Source organism: Nonomuraea sp. WAC 01424 (genome assembly GCF_003947315.1).
In the GTDB taxonomy this organism is placed as follows: domain Bacteria; phylum Actinomycetota; class Actinomycetes; order Streptosporangiales; family Streptosporangiaceae; genus Nonomuraea; species Nonomuraea spiralis.
The window spans coordinates 368127-385934 of record NZ_QHHZ01000009.1; the positions used below are offsets into that span (position 1 = coordinate 368127).

Here is a 17808-nt window from a genome sequence, read left to right on the forward strand (position 1 = left end):
CGTTCAGCGGTCACCGGACCGGCGGGGCGCGGCGCAGGAGCCGGCCTTCGCACCCGCCACCTCCCACTCGGCGCCGGGGAACGGCGACATGAAGTGGGTCAGCAGGTCCACGGCGTAGTCGGGTGCCTGCCCGCCGGGGTCGAGCAGGGACACCATCTGGGGGCCGTCGGAGCCGCGCAGGGTGATCGAGCCGTCCCTGCCGCCCGCGACGAAGCCGGGTTTGGCGTCCACCGTGAGGCAGGCCAGCCCGATCCCGGCGGCGGCGATCTCCTGACGGGCGCCGATGCGGCGCATGCGCTGGTCGTAGCGGCGCGGCGCGAGCGAGGTGACCCGGGTGAGCCGCATCGAGTCGGTGAAGACGTCCGCGCCGACCTTCCTGCTCAGCCTGACCCGCAGGGAGACGTCGGGACGCAGGTCCACGCCCTTGGCGGCCAGGACGAGACGGTCGTAGGCGCCCTCGAAGCCGGGCGCGAGGAACCCGGCCCCGGCCGGGGCCTTCAGCCCGAACGGGATCCTGCCCGGCCGCACCCGCAACCACGACACCCGCCGGACCGTCAGCGACACCTCGGGCACCGCGCCGGCGCCCAGCGCGAAGTCCCCGCCGACCTGGTAGGTGAGGAAGCCCCCGGTGTACGGGACCTCCTTGGAGACGGCCACGCGCTGCCTGGCGACCGGGCCCACGCGCAACCCCGCGCGCACCGCGATCCGGCCCGTCGGCCCGGGTTTCGAGGCCAGGTCGAACGACTGGTCGGGGTTGAGCCTGATCGTGGTGTCGGCGGCCAGGTCCTCGACGGCGAGCGAGACGTCGCCGAGGCGCCCGGAGGGGTCGACCAGGCCGCCCTCGACGTCGAGGCGGCCGTCCAGCGTGCTGCTCCCGCCCCGGTAGGTGATCGCGGGCACGCTCAGCCCGGCGGGCGAGGCGTCGGCGTCCACGCCGAACACCGCCGGCACGTCGGCGAACCGCAGCTCGCCGGTGCCCCGGCCGGGCAGGGTGACCCGGGCGGTCAGGTGCTCGACCGGCGCGGAGTTGCTGACCCGCACGCGGGTTTTCGCCCCGTACTCGGCCCGTACGTCCACGGCGGCGGGCACCGGGTCGAGGGCGACGTGGCCGCGCAGCCCGCCCGCCTCGGCCCGTACGTCGAGGGCCCCGAGGGTCTCGGCCGGTTCGACGCGGTAGGCGACCCGCCCGGCCCCGAACGGTCCCAGCGACAACCGGGTGACGCGCGCGGGCAGCCGGCTCAGCGTGGCCCGCGCCTTGACCGGCACCGGCGCGATCACGCCGCTGGCCAGGTAGAGGGCGAGGGCCCGGCGTCTGGGCGCGAACCCGGAGAAGGCGAACGTGCCGCCCGAAGGGTCGATCGTCACCTGGTTCGGCAGGCCGGTCACGTCGAGGTAGCCCTGGAGGCCGTAGCAGCCGCGTCCCGGCACGCAGAACGGGCCCTGCCCGCAGCCGCGTGCCCCGGCCGGGCAGCCGCCGTCCACCAGCGACAGGCCGTCCCGTACGGCGGGGGCGGCCCGCATCCGGGCCAGCGCGGCGGTCCTGCCGAGCCAGGCGCGGGCGGTCACGCCGAGCCGGGAGCCCGAGTACGTGAGCCTGCCCTCGGGCGTGGCGGCGACGGTCAGGTCGCCCGGCACCGGCCCCACCCGGCCGAGCACGCCGAAGCGCAGGTCGCCGAGGACGAGGTCGGCGTCCACGGCCAGCTCCTGCCGGGCGGCGCGGAACCCGGCCGCGAACCCCTGGCCCGACGGGCTGAACTCGACCCGCGACAGCCCCTTGACCAGGACGCTCGCGTCGAGGTCGCCGCTGGCCTGGTCGTAGTGGGCGGCCAGGTGCGGGCCGGTGGGGGACGTGGCGCCGTCGTGGTTGGTGACGGCCAGCGCCGCCGACCCGACCGGGCCGGACAGGCCGCGGAAACGGTAGGAGCCCGCGTTCCAGGTGGCGTCGAAGCGGGCGGGCACGCCGGTCACGTCGGCGGCGGCCCTGAGGTCGCGTCCGCCGGTCCTGATCCGGGCCAGCGCCGACACCTTGGCCACGGGGGCCGCGGAGTTCCAGGTGAGCGTCCCGGCCGCGGCGTCGGCGACCAGTTCGGCCCGCTTGCCGACCCCTTGCGCGTCCACCCGTACGTCGTCCCCTCTCCCGGCGGTCCCGAGGCTGGTGACGTAGGACCTGGCCGCGTAGAGGCGGACGTCGCGCAGCCGGCCGGACGTGGTGACCTCGACCGACGAACGTCCGCCCAGCGTCCAGGCGGTCCTGACGTCATGGCGCACGCCGCGGACCGTGCCGTCGATCGTCGGGCCGGTACGCACGTTCGCGTAGGCGGCCCGGACCCGGTCGATCATGCCGCTGGCCCGGTAGACGGCCTTCCTGGCGGCGGGGTCGAGGGTGAGGTCGATCTCGGCGGGCGTGTTGGAGACCTCCATCCGCGCCAGGTGCGTGCCGTCGATGCTCGCCGCGCCCACGAAGGACCGGCCGCTCGACCCCACTTTCAGACGGACGTGCGGCGCGCCGCCGTACGTGACGTCGAACCCCGACAACCCGGACAGCAGCGCGGAGATGCCGACGGCGTCGCCGTTCTTGATCATGGTGACGTGGCCGGCGTCGGGGCTGGACAGCGCGCCGCCGGCACGCTGCAGCACGGCGGCGAACCTGCCGATGGGCGAGCTGGCCGTCTGCGTGACGCGGTGGCGGGCCGGGTCGTTCTCCATGCGCACCCGGGCGGGCAGGCCGCTCAGCTCGGCCCGCAACACGGTCCTGGCCGCGGTCCGGTCGTAGGAGAGGATGCTCGCCGAGCCCGTCCGCGCGGGCCGGGCCGACTCGACGGTCAGGGTCTGTTTGCCGTCGGCCAAGGCGTAGCCGGCGGTGAAGGAGCGGGGCACGTCGCGCAGCTCGGCGCTCGTCACCGTGGTCAGGCGGCCGTCGCGGTAGAGGTGGGTGTGCAGCTCGGCGCGGCCGATCGGGGCGGGGGCGGTGAAGCGGATCCGGCCGCCGGACAGGCGTACCTGGGCGCGGGTGGGCATGCGGTCGAGCACGGCCTGCGTGAAGCGGTTCCGGGTGAGGGCGAGCGCTTCGAGCCTGGCCGGTGCGGAGGCGGTGACGTCCAGCCGGGCCGGATCGGCGCCGGACGGGGTGACGGCGGCCTTGGCGGGGCCCGGCGCGGCGAGGGTGGCCTCCACGGTGAGGCGTCCGGTGGCGGGGGTCTGGCGCAGGCTCACCGCGGTGCGCCCGGTCAGCCCGGCCACGGTGGCGGCGGACGGCCCCGGGTCCTTGCGCGTGACGCTCGCCCTGACCGTCCGGCCCGCGAGGTCGACGGTGAACGTCCCGCGGTCGAGCACGGACAGCGAGCCGCCCTTGCGCAGGCCGTCGAACCCGACGGTCACCTTGTCGTCGTACTCGGCCCAGACCAGCGCCCGTACCCGCTCGCCGGACAGGCTCCTGACGGCGAAGCCGAGGCCGACGTCCCCGTTCGCGGGGCTCGCCGTGGGCACCAGGTCGGCCGCCAGATCGGGGAGGCCGTCGCCGGTGACGTCCGCGGCGACGGGCACGGCCACGGGCCTGCGTGCCGAGCAGCCCACCGTCCCCGTCTCTCCGACCACGCACAACCGGTACGTCAGCCCGCTCGCCCGCGCGCCGGACGGCGTACGACCTGCCGCACTCCCCCGGCTCACCGGCGGGGTGCGGCCGCCGTGGGAGCCGGTGGCCAGGGGGCCGTCCAGGCGCAGCACCTCCAGGGCCTTGGCCACGGCGGCGGACGGGCGCAGGAGGGTCAGCGGGGCGGCATCGGCCGTGTCGGGCAGGAGGGCGGCCGGGTCGGGGGCCTGGCGGCCGAGCCCCTGCCGTTCCTGCCGCCGGGCGGCCTGGGTGGCGATCCCGTCGGCGAGTCCCGTCCCGGCGGGCGTGGTGACCTCCGGCGGCTCGGGCCCCACGGGTCCCTTCCCCATCGGCCGGACGGCGGGCGAGGGCCCTGACGGGACCGCGACCGCGGCGGGCGGCGGCTCCTCGACGCCGGGCACCGGCCGGACCGTCCCGCGTGGGGGCGCCGCGCGCGTCCCGACCGAGACCGGCCCCCTCTCAGCCGCGCTGCCCGAGGCCGGGAGGCGCGCGAAGGCGGCCGGTGGGGCGGCCACCAGAGCGGTGGCGGCGATGGATGTCGAAGCGAGCACGCGCAGCAGGGCGTGCGGCATGAAGCGTCCCCCCGGACCCGTCTAACTCATCCCATCAGAAACAATGGTCACGAGATGACCATATTTCCTCACTAATCGTCAAACTCACCCCAACATGGAACTCCAGCCCTTCCGCCCCCGACGGAGTCGGGCCTCACGGCTTCCCGCGGGTTACCGGTACGCGGTGTACTACCATCCGCCGCCCCGGCTGACGGACCGGGCCGCCGCAGCGTCCTTCAGCCTGTACGGCGCGTTCCGGTGCGGCTCACTGCCGTGACCGCGGTGGCCGCCACGGCGAGCACCAGCAGGCCGGCGACCGCCAGCCGGTAGCCGCCCTGCAGCACGTCCGCCACACCGGCCAGCCGGGCGGGGTCGGCGGCGTAGACGAGGTGGCGTTCGGCGGCGGGCACGGCCGCGGCGACGATGGCCAGGGACATGGCGGTGCTGATCACGGTCGAGACGTTGACCAGCATGAGCCGAACGCCGTTGACCACGCCCAGCCGGTCCTGCGGGGCGTCCATCATGATCGCGGTGGTGTTGGCCGTGATGAACAGCCCGCTGCCCGCGCCGACCAGGCCGAGCGCCGTCCCGAGCCAGGCGTACGGCACGGACGGGTCCAGCGCGGCCAGCATCACCGCCATGCCCGCCGCGCTCACCGCCGATCCGGCCACCGCCACCGTACGGGGGTGGAAGCGGCCCGCCAGCACCCCGGCGACCAGGGAGGTCAGCGCGGAGGCGGCCGAGACGGGCAGCACCGCGAGCCCGGCCTGCGCGGGCTCGTACTGCCGGGTGGACTGCAGGAACAACGAGATCACCAGCACGATCGAGAACTGCCCGAGCGAGTTGAGCACGGCCGCCAGGTTGGCCAGCGCGAAACCGCGGTCACCGAACAGCCGCAGGTCGAGCAGCGGCGTCCGGCTGCGCCACTCGACCAGCGCGAACACCGGGACCGCCGCCGCGAACGCCACCCCGCCCGCCACCACCCACGGGCTCAGCCAGCCGAGCGCGCTGGCCTGCGACAGGGCCAGCAGAAGTCCGCTCAACCAGGTGAACAGCAGGACGATCCCGGGCAGGTCCAGCCGCTCGCGCGCACCCCTCGGCACCGGCCGGAGGGTGATCGCGCCCCAGACGACGGCCGCGACGCCGACGGGCACGTTGAACCAGAACACCCACCGCCAGCCCGCCGCCCCGGCCAGGAACCCGCCGAACGACGGCCCGACCAGCCCCGCCACGGAGATGACGGCCATGTAGACGGCCATGCCCCGGCCCAGCCGGGCCGGCGGGAACGCGCCGGCCAGGATGGCCGAGCTGTTGGCCAGGATCATGGCCGAGCCGCACGCCTGGGCGACCCGGAGCGCCAGCAGCACCTCGATCGACGGCGAGAACCCGGCGGCCAGACTCGCCGCGGTGAACACCACGAACCCCAGCAGGTACGTGCCGCGCCTGCCGAACAGGTCGGCCACCCGCCCGAACACCACCAGGCCGACCGAGCTGACCAGCATGTACGCCAGCAGCACCCAGCTCGCCAGGAAGGCCCCGGCGTGGAAGTGCGCGACGACGGCGGGCAGGGCGACGTTGAGCGAGCTGGAGTTGAGGCCGGTCAGGAACATGCCGAGGCTGGTGACCGAGACGGCCCGCCAGGCGTACCGCAGCCGGGCGGACTCGTCCTCCTGCTCCGCCGTGCTCGCGAGCGGCTGCGCCGGGGCGGCCTTGGGCGGGCATTCAGTCACGACTGAGCGCCTGAAGATTCATGCGTCCTCTTTCTAGAATCTTCCTCTAGGAAAGAGGCCGGCCCGGGGATTGTCAAGATCCCCGGGCGTCCGCCGAGGTGAGGTGGTGGGCGGCGGTCACGGCGAGGTGTTGGGGGCTGCCCAGGTGAGGTGGTGGCGGCTCAAGCGCGGCGCTGGGGCTGCTCAGGTGAGGTGGTGGGTGGCGGTTACGGTGAGGGTGCCGTCCTTGGTGAAGCCCTCGGCGCGGATCTCGGCCGCCGTGACCACGTCGTGCACGGCGATCCGCGCCGGGGGCCCGGTGACGTCGGCCGAGGCGCGGGGGCGGCCGTCCACGTACAGGTCGACGCGGTCGATCCCGGCGGACTCGACGGTCACCCACAGGGTGGCGTCGCCCGGTTCGGCCGACAGCGCGAGCCGGTGCGCGCCCTGCCGGGCCAGGACCCCCGCGACGTGCTCCATCAGGTCGGGGTTGCCCTCCAGCAGGTCCCTCCTGGTCATCAGGTAGCGCTCGCCCGCGACCCCGTAGTCCTCCAGCGGCGTGCCGGTCGCCTCGCCCACGCGCAGCGTGCGCCGGATCGCGACCCGCAGGTTCGCCCGGCGCGGCAGCGGTTCGTACGGCGCCGCCAGCGCCCCCAGGATGTCCTGGTGCTCGACCACGTTGGCGCCGCCCGCGCCGGTGTTGCCGTCGACGGAGACGATCACGCCGATGCCGTGGTCGGCGAAGCCCGCGGCGAAGATGTCGGCCGTGGAGTAGCACAGGGCGTTGGTGATCAGCACGACCGGGCCCTGGTAGAACTGGCCCAGGCGGTTGGCGAGGTCTGGCGAGGTGAGCGGGAAGGCGTCGGAGTAGGGCACCCCTCTCTCCACGGCGCGGTCGATCGAGGGCTCCCAGCGGCCGAAGCGCGCGTCGGACCGGGCGAGCCGCAGGTTCTGCGGGGTCGTCACCATCTGTGCGGGTTCGGGGCTGATCGTCCGGGCGGTGAGGAGTTGCAGCAGGATCTCGCCCGCCACGATGGTCCCGCCGGGGTTGTCGCGGATATCCAGTACGAGGCCGTCCTGCGGTAATCCGTCCAGGATCGTGAGGAAGTCGACCACGTGCCGGCGCAGCGCCTCCAGGAACTCCTCGTCCGTCTCGAACCGGTCGGTGTCGATCGGCTGGAGCTTGAAGTCCTTGACGCGCACGTGCCCGAACGTCCGGCCGCCCGCGCTCACCTGGCGGTACAGGAAACGCCCCCGTTCCTGGTAGCCGGAGGGCGAGGCGGTGGCCGCCGCGGCGCGCGGGACCAGCGACTCGATCAGCGCCGCGATCTCCTGGCCCTCGTGGTCGACGCCGATCGGCCCCTGGGCGCCCCCGGCGACCGGCGCGGGCACCGTACGCCGGGCCAGCAGCCACGGCGTACGCAGCTCGCCCGGCTGCCCGTCGGGCCCGCGGAACCCGACCGTGACGAAGTCCTCCTCCGGCGGCAGGTGGTAGCGCAGCACCCGGAACGGCAGCGAACGCAGGCCGTTGGCGTGGCGGGCGGCCGGGTTGCTGCCCGCGAACCGTTCGGCGTGCACGTCGACGGCCCGGTCGATCGGCACGCCGTTCCAGTGCGTGACCTCGGCCCCCCGTACGAACGTCGCCCGCACCGCCTCGGGGATGCGGGCCGGCCGGGTGATCTCGGCGACGAGGTAGCGCGGCTCGCCGGCCTCGGCGTACTGCTCGATCCTGAACGGCAGGTAGGCGGCGCCGTCGGCGTAGGGGGCGGGCAGTTCGTAGGTGGTGTGCAGGTCGTGCAGCGAGGTGAAGACGGACAGGAGCTCCCGGTGGAAGCGCGGCTCCGGGTCCATGGTCGCCTCGCTCTGGCGTTGCGTCGCGGCCAGCAGGAGGCGCAGGCGTTGCAGCGGGTCGATGCCGTACAGGGCGTCCTTGAGCGGCAGGTGCGCGTAGTTCTGCTCCAGCAGCAGGAGCGCCTGCCGGACGATGACCTGCCGCTCGGCGAGCGTCAGCGCGCCCGGCGTACGCAGGAACTCCTCCACGGTCGTGTGGTCGTCGGGGACGTAGACCGGCGCCGCGGCCGCGGCGGGCGGCTCGGCCGCCGCGGCCTCGCGGATCCCGGCGAGCATGCCGGCCCTGTCCCATCTCTCCCAGTACGGGTGCGTCATGGCGTGGCTCCCTTTCCTGTCGCGGCTCCTCGGAGACCACCCAGCCTGCGCCGCCCCACCCGCCCGCGCCTGAGCACGGGGGTACTCAACCCAGCGCGCGCAGGGCCTCCTCCACGCCGTCGCCGGTGCCGACGGCCACCTCGCCGCCGTCGCGGTCACGGGCGACGGCGATGACGCCGGACCCGGTCGAATGGAGGCTCAGGGTGACCGTGCAGCCCCTGTGCAGCAGCGCCTCGACGTCGGCCGCCGGCGCGGCCTGCTCGACCGGCCCCGGGCCGAGCAGGCGGGTGGCCGCGATCAGCGCGGCGACCGGGGTGCGGTGGCGGGCCAGCAGCACCGGGGTGTCGTCGTACGGCGCGGCGACCTGGCGGACGAGCTCGCCGAGCTTGGCCTTGGCCGTGGACAGCGACACGACGGGCAGTCCGGACAACAGGCCCGGCACCTTCGACAGCGGGACCAGCGCGGCCCACTCCCAGCGCTCCCGCGTGATCAGCGTGACCTGCCCCTCGCCTGCCGCGCCGACCAGCGCCCCCCAGCTGGACCTCGCCTCCTCGACCCCGATGGGGACGCCGAGCCTGGCTTCCAGCTCACTGTAACTGATCATGCATGAAACCGTAAGGCACCTTACGATATCCATGCAAGACGCCTCGCCCCGCGTCCCCCTAGGGTCGGCCCGCGCGGGCCGTGCGCGCCCGCCGTACGAGGTCCGCGGCGGCCTCCGGCCAGTGGGGGTGTTCGAAGGTGAAGCCCGCCTCCAGCAGCCGGCCGGGGACGACCCGGCGGCTCTTGAGCAGCAGCTCGGTGTCGGAACGCAGCGCGTACGCGCCCAGCTCGGCCATCCACCGCGTCGCGGGCAGGCCCACCGGCATGCCGCAGGCGGCCCGCAGCGCCCGCATGAACTCGCCCTGCGGCAGCGGCCCGGGGGCGGCGAGGTTCACCGGCCCAGCCAGGTCGCCCCGCCCAGCCGGCTCGCCCCGCCCGGCCAGGTCGTCTTGCCCGGCCAGGAACTCGACGGCGCGGACGAAGTCGTGCTCGTGGATCCAGGACACGTACTGGGCGCCGCCCGCGACCGGGCCGCCGAGACCCAGCCGTGCCAGGCGCAGCAGCACGTCGAGGACGCCGCCGCGATCGGGGCTCATCACCATGGCGGTACGCAGGGCGACCTTGCGCGTACGCGGGGTCTCGGCCCGTTCCTGCTCCCGTTCCCACGCCTTGGCGATCTCGACGCTGTAGGCCCAGTAGCCGGGCACGCCGGGCTCGGCGCCGCCGATCAGTCCGGTCGCCTCGTCGTTGGGCGCGTCGAGGCGGTGGGCGTAGACCGTGGCGGTGCTCATCTGCAGCCACACCCGGGGAGGGCGTGCGGCGGCCGCGATCGCCCGGCCGACGGCCCGGGTGGAGCGAACCCGGGAGTCCATCATGGCCCGCAGGTTGGCCGGGGTGTAGCGGCAGTTCACGCTGCGTCCGGCCAGGTTGACCACGACGTCGCTGCCGTCGATCTCCGCCGACCACGCGCCCTGGGTCTCGCCGTCCCAGCCGACCTCGCGCTCCCGTACCGGCTGCCGGGTCAGCACCACGACGTCGTGGCCGGCGGCGGTCAGGGCGCGATCGAGGATCGCGCCGACCTGTCCGGTGCCTCCGGGGATGACCACCTTCACGGGTCCGACCCTACTCCGGTCTTTTGAACGCGTTCAGCACGGGGTGGCGCGACCGTGGGCGGCAGGTGTCGGGACGTTCGCACGCGGCTCCTCCCGACCGCCGTTCATCGTCGCGCCGAGCCGACGCGGGGCGGGCTGACGCGGGGCGGGCGTCGGGTGGATCAGGACGGGAGGGTGTCCAGGGTCGCCAGGTCGTCGGCGGTCAGGGTGAGCTCCGCCGCGCGCAGGTTCTCCTCCAGGTGGGCGGGCGAGCCGGTGCCGGGGGTGGGCAGGATGACCGGGGAGCGGTGCAGCAGCCAGGCCAGGGCGACCTGCCCGGGGGTGGCACCGTACCGGGCGGCGACCCGCACCAGGGGATTCCCCGACGCGACCGATTCCAGCGCGATTCCCGGCCCGGCATCCGCCCTCGCCGTGCCCGGCCCGGCTTCCACTCTCGCCGTCCCCGGGCTGGTGGCCAGCGTGCCGTTTCCCAGGGGGAACCACGGCAGGAACGCCATGCCCAGCTCCGCGCACCGCGCCAGCACCGGCTCCGACTCCCGGTCCAGCACGTTGTAGCGGTTCTGCACCGAGGCCAGGTTCGTGATGGTCAGCGCCTCGTCGAGCTGTTCCAGGGTGACGGTGTCGAGCCCGATGTGCCGGATCTTGCCCTCCTCGCGCAGCTCGGCCAGCGTGCCGAGCTGGTCGGCGAGCGGTACGGCGGGGTCGATGCGGTGGAGCTGGTAGAGGTCGACGGTCTCGGTACGGAGGCGGCGCAGGCTCGCCTCGCACATGGCACGCAGATCCTCGGGACGTCCGGCGGGGTGCCACGCATCCGGTCCGGTACGGATCACACCGCCCTTCGTGGCCAGCACCAGGTTGTCGGGGTAAGGGTGGAGTGCCTGGGCGACCAGTTCCTCGGCGACTCCCGGGCCGTAGTTGTCGGCCGTGTCGATGAGCGTGACGCCGTGGTCCACGGCTCGGCGCAGCAACGTGACCGCCTCGCCGGGCGGCAGGCGCGGGCCCCAGTAGCCGGGGCCGGTGAGCTGGGCGGTGCCGTAGCCGAGGCGTCGTACGCGCAGCTCACCGGCAATGTCGAACGTCCTGCCCACCACCGCGCCCTACCCCTTCCCGCCAACGAGAACGCCCATCGTACGACGCCCCCACCCGCCTCTCGGTCCCGCCCCGTCCGTCCTGCCCAGGACGGTCGCTCGGCCCCCGCCGCCCCGCTCCTGGCCGCCCGTCGGTCCACGTGCCTCCGACGCTCTCCGTACAGCCCGTACAACCGGCTCCCGGTCCGCGCGCCCCTGTTTGCGCGGACCGGCGGTGTTCTACGTCGTCGTCGTTGGCCGTCCCCCCATACCGTCACCATCCACTCCGGACAGGACGTCCTCACAGCTCGGCCACCACCGCGTAGCGTTCGTCGGCGATCTCCTTGCCCCAGAGAGCCGGGTCTGGGAGGGGGTGCACCTGGTACGTGCCGACCAGGGGGCGGAGCGCGGTGGTCAGGGTGTCGGCAGTGACGCCGCCCATCCATGGCAGCTCCTCCCCCGGCACGTAGCTCGGCTGCCGGCCGCCGGAGGTCTGCCAGCGGCCCTCCACCAGCACCAGCCGCCCGCCCGGACGTAGCAGCGACACCCAGCGGGCCAGCGCTGCCTCCGGGTCGGGGATGGTCCACAGAACGTGGCGGGCCATCACGACGTCGAAGCGGCTGTCACCGACCGGCGGGTCGGCCGCGTCTCCCGTCAGCACCACGGCGCCGGTGCCGGCCAGCTTGGCGCGGGCCCGTTCGACCATGCGGGGGGCGAGGTCGACGCCGGTCAGGCGGTGGCCCCTGGCGGCCAGGAGCAGCGACAGCGAGCCCGTGCCGCAGCCCAGGTCGAGGACGTCGAGCGGCCCGGCGGGCACCCACTCGGCCAGCCGCGCCGCCCAGGCGGCCCTGACCTCGGGATCACGGAGCCCGTGGTCGGCCTCGTCGTCGAAGGAGCCGGCCGCGGCGTCCCAGAAGCCTGCGATGGTCGTCATGCCTCCGCATCCTGGCAGGCACCACCGACAATCCCGCGCCACCGAAAGGCGCCACCGAAAAGCACCGCCGACCCTGCGTGCTCGCGCGGATCAGGGCGATGCGAACCTGGTGCACTGGTCTGACCAGTCGCTAGTGTGCCTTGCATGACGGGATATGACGCGCTGTTCCGCCTCGACGGGCGGCGGGCCGTGGTGATCGGGGCCGGGAGCGGGATCGGCCGGGAGGCGGCGTACGCCCTGGCTGCGCATGGGGCGTCCGTGGTGTGCGCGGACCGGGACCTGGACGCCGCGCGGGAGACCGCCGCCGGCTGCGAGGGCACCGCGCGGCTGCTCGACGTGCTGGACGACGACGCCGTACGGACTGCCGCCGCCGAGGAGCCGGCCGACGTGCTGGTGTTCACGGCGGCGACGAACGTGCGCAAGCGGCTGCTCGACTACTCCGGCGAGGAGTTCGACCGGGTGGTGGGGCTGAACCTGCGGGCCTCGTTCGACGTCGTACGGGCGTTCGGCGCCGGGATGGTGGAGCGGGGACGCGGCTCGATCATCGGGTTCGCCTCGATCCGGGCGTCGGTGACCGAACCGGGGCAGGGCGTCTACTCGGCGACGAAGGCAGGGCTGGTGCAGTTGCTGCGGACGGCGGCGGCCGAGTTCGGCCCGTACGGCGTACGCGTCAACGCCATCGCGCCCGGCGTCGTCGAGACCCCGCTGACCAGGCAGATCAAGGACAACCCCGACTGGTACGCCGCGTACGCCGCCAAGAGCGCCCTCGGCCGGTGGGCGACCGCGCCTGAGATGGCGGGCGCGGTCGTCTACCTGGCGAGCGACGCGGCGAGCTTCGTGACGGGCTCGGTGTTGTACGTGGACGGTGGCTGGACCGCCGTGGACGGCCGTTTCGATCCGCCCAATTGACGCGAATACTCCCGACCGAATGGGGCGGCAGGCACAGGTCCCATTGAAGGGAGGGACTCATGAGAACAGCACGGAGCCACTTAGCACCCGCGGGAATCGCGGCCGTGCTGGCGTTGACCGTGTCCGCCACGGCACCCGCCGCGGCAATCTCGCCGAGATCGCGGCCGGGAAGGCCGCGCTCCGCAGGTCGCACGACAAGGACGTGCGTGAGATCGCCTGGGGTCTGATCCGTGACCACCGCAAGCTGGACGCCCGGCTGCGCGAGGTCGCGCAGCGGCTGCGCGTCGATCTGCCGGACGCGCCCGCGGCCGAGCAGCGCGACGACCTGGACGCGGTGCTCGCCCGGCGTTCCGGCCACCGGTTCGACCGGGCGTGGTTGCGTCTCCAGGCCGACGCGCACGAGCAGACGCTCACGCTGATCAGGCGCGAGCTGCGGCACGGGCACTCCGGGTGGGTGCGGGACCTGGCGCGCGACGGCGCCCCCGTGGTCCGGCACCACCTGGACGAGGTGCGCGCCGAGCTGAACCGTCACGCCCACTGACCGGCGCGTGCCCCCCGGACGGCGGGCCCTCGGGCCCCCGCCCCGGGGTCGGTTCGCGGGCTTCAGGTGTACCTGTCCGTGTTATGTCGCGGGCTTCAGGTGCACCTGTCCGCCTTACGTCGCGGGCTTCAGGTGTACCTGTAGCGGCCGGCCGTGCGCGGTCTCGAACTCCAACACCGTGTGCGGCCCGGTGACCCTGGCCCGGCACGGCTGGCCGGCATCGGCCAGCCAGTGTCCGTCCAGGGTCACCCGCAGCCGGTGCGGGTGGCTGGGGCTCGCCAGCCATGGACGCGACCACGGGCTGTAGTGCCCGACGTACCGGCCCTTCTCGTACTGGTCGTGGTCGATGCCGCCGTAAAGGCGCAGGTCCGGATCGCAGACCGCGAGGACCAAGGTCTCGCCTTCTTCCCGGACGAGCAGCATCGAAGGCGTGTCGACCTCGCGTACCAGGCCTTCCAGACGGGTGCGCTCGAACACCGCGTACCCGGTGATGCCGGTGTCGCGGACCCGTACGACGTGGGCGGCGGTGTCGGCGCGCAGCACCCGGTACGGCGCCCGCGCGGCGTCCCCCATCGCGTCGGCGAAGCCGGCCATGCGCTCGGCGGTGGCGTTCACCACCATCGCGTACTCGTACGTCCCGTCGCGTGGCGCGGTGCCGTGCCTGATCCAGGCTGTGGCGAAGTCTCCGCCGGTGGGCTCTTCGGTGGCGTTGTTGCGGGAGGTCTGGGCCGAGCGGGTCAGCGCCACTTTCTGCCCGGACGCCAGGTAGTAGCCGATGCCCTTGTCGTCGAGCAGCCAGCGCGGCCCGCCGTCGAGATGTTCGTGGGGGAAGGCCGTGACCGCCGTGCCGTCCACGACCGTGGGCGTGGTCCTGGCGGGCAGCCGGGTCTGGAAGAGGGTGGTCTCGGTCTCGTCGGCGGTGTCGTCGTTGGTGATGCCGGTGCCCAGGGCCACGACGCGGTCGTCGAACAGGAACGCCGACTTGCGGGCCCGGTGGCTGCCGTCGTACTTGGGGTGTCCGTGCAGGTCCATGGCGAACATGCTGTTGCGTCCGTCGATGGTGCACGCTCCGGCGAAGCGGGAGTCGGTGAGCAGCATCTCCTCGATGGCTCCGGTCAGGTCGCCCTTGAGCTTTTCGAGCGGTTTGTGGATGACCGTCGTGCCGGGGCGGCGGTTCCAGTCCCAGCCGGGCTGGGCGTAGCCGCTGTCCTGGTTGGTGACCGGGGAGCCGCGGTGCAGGACCTGGATCTGGCCGTAGGTGTTGTAGCGGCCGTACCAGTTGGCGCCGACGTAGATCTCGGTGCTCCACAGGTAGCGGTTGTGCCCGCGTACGGTGACCTGCCATTCGTCGCGGCGCTGCACGGCCAGCGCGGCGTAGTTGAGCGCCCAGGCTCCGGAGGGAGCCGGCTCGGGCGTGATGCCGCGGGCGGCGAGGCGGGCCGCGAGCTCCTTCTGCCGCTGGGTCGGGTTGCCGGGCAGCAGGCGCAGGAAGGCGGCGGCGATCTCATCGTCGATCGGGGCGAGCCACTCGAACGGGACGATCGACAGCGCGGTGGCGCCGCTGGGGTTCCGGCCGCTGATCGAGATCGGCCAGTGGTTCCTGTTGGCGTAGACGCGCTGCATGAGCAGCGCCTTGCGCAACCAGCCGTACGCCTGCGCCGAGATCGCGAACGAGCCGCCGTGCAGGACGTAGACCAGCGGCGCGAGGCCGCTGAAGCCGTCGCGCACGTAGTCGGGGAAGAAGCCGACGTGGTGGAAGGCCGTGCCGTCCGGCTTGATCCCGTCCTGGATGCCGTCGGTGGGCAGCAGGGTGGCGTTCAGCCAGTCGCGCAGCGCCCGCAGGTAGGCCACCTGCCCGGCTTCGCCGTCGCGCAGCAGCACGGCCGCCAGCATGCCGCGGACCGTGGTGTTGTACAGGTCCATCATGCTGCCGCGGGCCATCCGGAAGCCGAAACCGCGGAAGATCCGGCCGAGTCCGCTCAGCCATTCCAGGTCGGCGCGTACCCGCTCGAACTCCCCCGCCTCGCGCAGGGCGTCCCGCATGAGGTAGACGGAGTCGTACAGGCCGCGCACGTCGTAGCCGAGGTGGTGGATGGTGCCCTGGCAGCTTCCCTTCGTCCAGCCCTGTTCCCGCAGGTGGGCGACCATGCGCAGGTAGAGCGCGGCCAGCGCGGGGCGGTCGGCGGGGGCGGCGTGGTGGGCCTGGGCGAGGGTCTTCATCAGGTCGGTGCAGGCGCGCAGCGTGACCGGGTTCACGAACGCCTTGAGCTCGGCGGCGATCTCCACCGGGTAGATCTGCGCCTGGTAGGCGTGCGTGGGGCGGCCCTCCAGGGCGGCCACCTGGGCCGTCAGGCCGGGCACGTCCGGCTTGACCTGGGCGATCAGGTACTCGTCGTGGTAGCGGGTGTGCAGGGCGCGCAGCGAGGCCAGTTCCTCGGCGGTCGGGGGCGATGCGTCCGGCTCGACGGTGGCCAGGAGCCGGTCGAAGCGGTGGAGCGCCTGCCAGTGCTGGTTGTCGTACTCGTCGCCCTCGGGAGCGATGCCGGGGAGCTGGTGGTCGCGGCAGGGGGCGTCGGGGCGCAGCGGCACGTTCAGCATGAGCTGGTCGAGGTGCAGGGTCCCGGCCCGGCGGGGGGCGATGATCCGCAGGGTGTCCATGTCGGGGTGCGGGCGCCCGTGCATGTCGTACGCGTACCGCACCCACGCCGTACGCCACCCGCTGAACCCGAGCCGGAACTCGAACCACAGGTCCGTACGCTCCCCCCGGCCGAACTCGAACCTGAGCACGTCGTCCACCGGCTCGGCGTTGTGCACCCACACGCAGAACGCGTCCACCAGCCCCTGCCACGCCTGGTCGTCGCCGAGGCGGTAGGGGTCCGGGGCCCAGCGCAGCGGCGCCCGTACGGTGATCACGTCTCGGCTCGCGTGCTCCCAGCGCAGCGACCTGGTCCCGCAGACGGCGACCTGGTCGCCGATCGACAACGTGGAGCCGGAGCTCGCGGTGAAGTGCGGCGGGACCGCGCTCTCCAGCAGGAACACCGGCGGGTCCATCGCCATGGCCCGCTGCTCCAGCCCCTCGCCGGCCGGCCCGCCGGCCGCGAGGGCCGCCGTCCCCGGGCCACCGGCCGTGAGGAAAGCGCTTGCCGCACCTGCCTTGAACACCGTTCTGCGCGTGATCTCCACCATGCGCGCCATCCAACGTGACCGATGCCGGAAGGTAAAGACATCTCGTCAAACCGTTACCCTCACCGGAGGGCGCAGAGGCTCACGTCCCGGCCGCCGGGGCCACCGAGGTCCGAGGGGTCCGCGCCGCCGGTGAAGCGGTCCCAGTCCGTCCTGCTCAGTGACCGGGGGCCGTCGTCGCACAGGACCCGCTCGGGGTCGGCGGCCACCTGCCGCAGGTCGCCGAGGTCCCAGACGGAGAAGGTGGTGCTGCCGGGTGCGGCCATCAGCGCGACGCGGGCGCCGTCGCTCAGCGCCACCCCCCTGACCTCCGACGGGTACCCGCGCAACCCGGCCAGCCGTACGGGCCGCGCGGGAACGGACAGGTCCCAGAGCGCTCCGCTGCCGTTGGACCCCGCCAGGAGGGCGGTCGCGCCGTCCGGCGTGAGGGCCACGTCGAGCATGTCCGCCGGAGGCAGCTCGATGACGGCGGTACGGGCCGGACGGGCGAGGTCGTCGAGCGTCCAGACGTCCGCCTGGCTCCGCCGGTCCGCCCCCGGGTCGCGCCGCGCGACGACGAGGACGCGCCCGTCACCGCTCAGGGCGGCCGCGGTTCCGGTGTAGATCGCGGGGGTCAGCTCGGCCGTCTTCACCGGGTGCGCCGGATCTGCCAGGTTCCAGATCGCCACCGGGCCGCGGTCGGTCGTGGTGACCGCCGTCCCGCCGTCGCCGCTCAGTTCGAGGTCCTCCGTCCGGGAGCCGTGGACGACGGTGACCGAGCGCCGGACCGGGTGGTCCCGTACGGCCAGGTCCCACACCAGCAGGTTTCCGGCGAAGTCCGCCACCGCGGCGACCCGGCCGTCCCGGCTCACCGCCAGGGCCTGGACGTCGTCGAGCGGACCCTTCGCCGCCACGCCCGGCAACGTCGCCCGCCGGGCCGGGTGAGCCGGATCGGTGAGATCCCACACGGTCGTGGCGCCGTCGTCGGCTCCGGTCAGCGCGACGCGCCCGTCGGAGGAGAGCGCCAGCGATTCCACGGCGCCCCCGGGGCCGTCCAGCGCGACCGCTCTCCCGGAGCCGAGATCCCAGACCTCGGCCTTCTCGGTCCCGGCGACGAGGCCGACGCGCCCGTCGCCACTCACCTCGGCGTGCCAGGCGCCGTCGGGGCCGCGCAGCCAGAGATCGTCCCTGCGCCACAGGAGGAGGGTGTCCGTCAGCCCGCCGCCGGTCTGGTCGTCGGCGCGGACGCCCAGAGCGGCCAGGCCGAGATCGCGGGCCTTGACCGGATCGTCCCCGCGAAGCTCGGCGGCGTGCAGCGCCAGCCGGTGGGCCAGCGCGACCCGCTCCTGGGCCCGCGCCTCCTCGTGCTCACGCCACCAGGCCGTGCCCGCGCCCGCCAGGGCGACGGCCAGGAGGGCGGCGAGCACGACGAGGGCCCTTCCGCCGCGCCCCCGCGGGACAACCGCCGACTCGTCCGCCCGTTCAGCCAAGGCACGCGCCTCCT

The 17808-nt window shown here is 74.0% G+C and carries 11 protein-coding genes; 2 read left to right on the forward strand and 9 right to left on the reverse strand.

Going from position 1 to position 17808, the window contains the following annotated elements:
* Positions 1 to 3 precede the first annotated feature (3 nt).
* The 7 genes from DMB42_RS26065 to DMB42_RS26095 form a co-directional block, all read right to left on the reverse strand.
* Positions 4 to 4182 carry a hypothetical protein gene (locus tag DMB42_RS26065; RefSeq protein WP_125637627.1) on the reverse strand — a complete coding sequence of 1393 codons (4179 nt, stop codon included), beginning with the start codon at positions 4180 to 4182 and terminating at the stop codon, positions 4 to 6.
* Between the two features lie 215 nt (positions 4183 to 4397).
* Positions 4398 to 5891, reverse strand: coding sequence for a DHA2 family efflux MFS transporter permease subunit (locus DMB42_RS26070; protein ID WP_260477946.1), 1494 nt, complete (start codon positions 5889 to 5891; stop codon positions 4398 to 4400).
* A 183-nt stretch (positions 5892 to 6074) separates the two neighbouring features.
* Positions 6075 to 8036 (reverse strand): S41 family peptidase, encoded by a 1962-nt coding sequence (locus tag DMB42_RS26075; RefSeq protein ID WP_125637628.1) that lies wholly within the window; start codon positions 8034 to 8036, stop codon positions 6075 to 6077.
* Between the two features lie 85 nt (positions 8037 to 8121).
* Positions 8122 to 8640, reverse strand: coding sequence for a type II toxin-antitoxin system prevent-host-death family antitoxin (locus tag DMB42_RS26080; protein ID WP_125637629.1), 519 nt, complete (start codon positions 8638 to 8640; stop codon positions 8122 to 8124).
* 58 nt (positions 8641 to 8698) lie between these two features.
* Positions 8699 to 9691, reverse strand: a complete 993-nt coding sequence (locus DMB42_RS26085; RefSeq protein WP_125637630.1) for a DUF1731 domain-containing protein — start codon at positions 9689 to 9691, stop codon at positions 8699 to 8701.
* 161 nt (positions 9692 to 9852) lie between these two features.
* Positions 9853 to 10782: an aldo/keto reductase gene (locus DMB42_RS26090; protein ID WP_125637631.1), complete on the reverse strand. Its 930-nt coding sequence runs from the start codon at positions 10780 to 10782 to the stop codon at positions 9853 to 9855.
* Between the two features lie 277 nt (positions 10783 to 11059).
* On the reverse strand, positions 11060 to 11692 hold the full coding sequence (locus tag DMB42_RS26095) for a bifunctional 2-polyprenyl-6-hydroxyphenol methylase/3-demethylubiquinol 3-O-methyltransferase UbiG (protein WP_125637632.1): 633 nt from the start codon (positions 11690 to 11692) through the stop codon (positions 11060 to 11062).
* A gap of 144 nt (positions 11693 to 11836) precedes the next feature.
* On the opposite strand from DMB42_RS26095, the gene DMB42_RS26100 reads away from it, so the two are divergent.
* Both DMB42_RS26100 and DMB42_RS26105 read left to right on the forward strand, forming a co-directional pair.
* Positions 11837 to 12601, forward strand: a complete 765-nt coding sequence (locus tag DMB42_RS26100; RefSeq protein ID WP_125637633.1) for an SDR family NAD(P)-dependent oxidoreductase — start codon at positions 11837 to 11839, stop codon at positions 12599 to 12601.
* 19 nt (positions 12602 to 12620) lie between these two features.
* On the forward strand, positions 12621 to 13142 hold the full coding sequence (locus DMB42_RS26105; RefSeq protein WP_125637634.1) for a DUF4142 domain-containing protein: 522 nt from the start codon (positions 12621 to 12623) through the stop codon (positions 13140 to 13142).
* Between the two features lie 114 nt (positions 13143 to 13256).
* Here DMB42_RS26105 and DMB42_RS26110 read toward each other — a convergent pair whose 3' ends face one another.
* Both DMB42_RS26110 and DMB42_RS26115 read right to left on the reverse strand, forming a co-directional pair.
* Positions 13257 to 16328 (reverse strand): chondroitinase family polysaccharide lyase, encoded by a 3072-nt coding sequence (locus tag DMB42_RS26110; protein WP_185844864.1) that lies wholly within the window; start codon positions 16326 to 16328, stop codon positions 13257 to 13259.
* Between the two features lie 59 nt (positions 16329 to 16387).
* Complete coding sequence (locus DMB42_RS26115; RefSeq protein ID WP_125637636.1) at positions 16388 to 17794, reverse strand: WD40 repeat domain-containing protein; 1407 nt, start codon at positions 17792 to 17794, stop codon at positions 16388 to 16390.
* Positions 17795 to 17808 lie beyond the last annotated feature (14 nt).

Bases quoted from the DNA above. Each gene is read 5' to 3' on its own strand.
- DMB42_RS26065 (WP_125637627.1), bottom strand. From the start codon at position 4,182: ATGCCGCACGCCCTGCTGCGCGTGCTCGCTTCGACATCCATCGCCGCC.
- DMB42_RS26075 (WP_125637628.1), bottom strand. From the start codon at position 8,036: ATGACGCACCCGTACTGGGAGAGATGGGACAGGGCCGGCATGCTCGCC.
- DMB42_RS26080 (WP_125637629.1), bottom strand. From the start codon at position 8,640: ATGATCAGTTACAGTGAGCTGGAAGCCAGGCTCGGCGTCCCCATCGGG.
- DMB42_RS26095 (WP_125637632.1), bottom strand. From the start codon at position 11,692: ATGACGACCATCGCAGGCTTCTGGGACGCCGCGGCCGGCTCCTTCGAC.
- DMB42_RS26100 (WP_125637633.1), top strand. From the start codon at position 11,837: ATGACGGGATATGACGCGCTGTTCCGCCTCGACGGGCGGCGGGCCGTG.
- DMB42_RS26105 (WP_125637634.1), top strand. From the start codon at position 12,621: ATGGGGCGGCAGGCACAGGTCCCATTGAAGGGAGGGACTCATGAGAAC.
- DMB42_RS26110 (WP_185844864.1), bottom strand. From the start codon at position 16,328: ATGGTGGAGATCACGCGCAGAACGGTGTTCAAGGCAGGTGCGGCAAGC.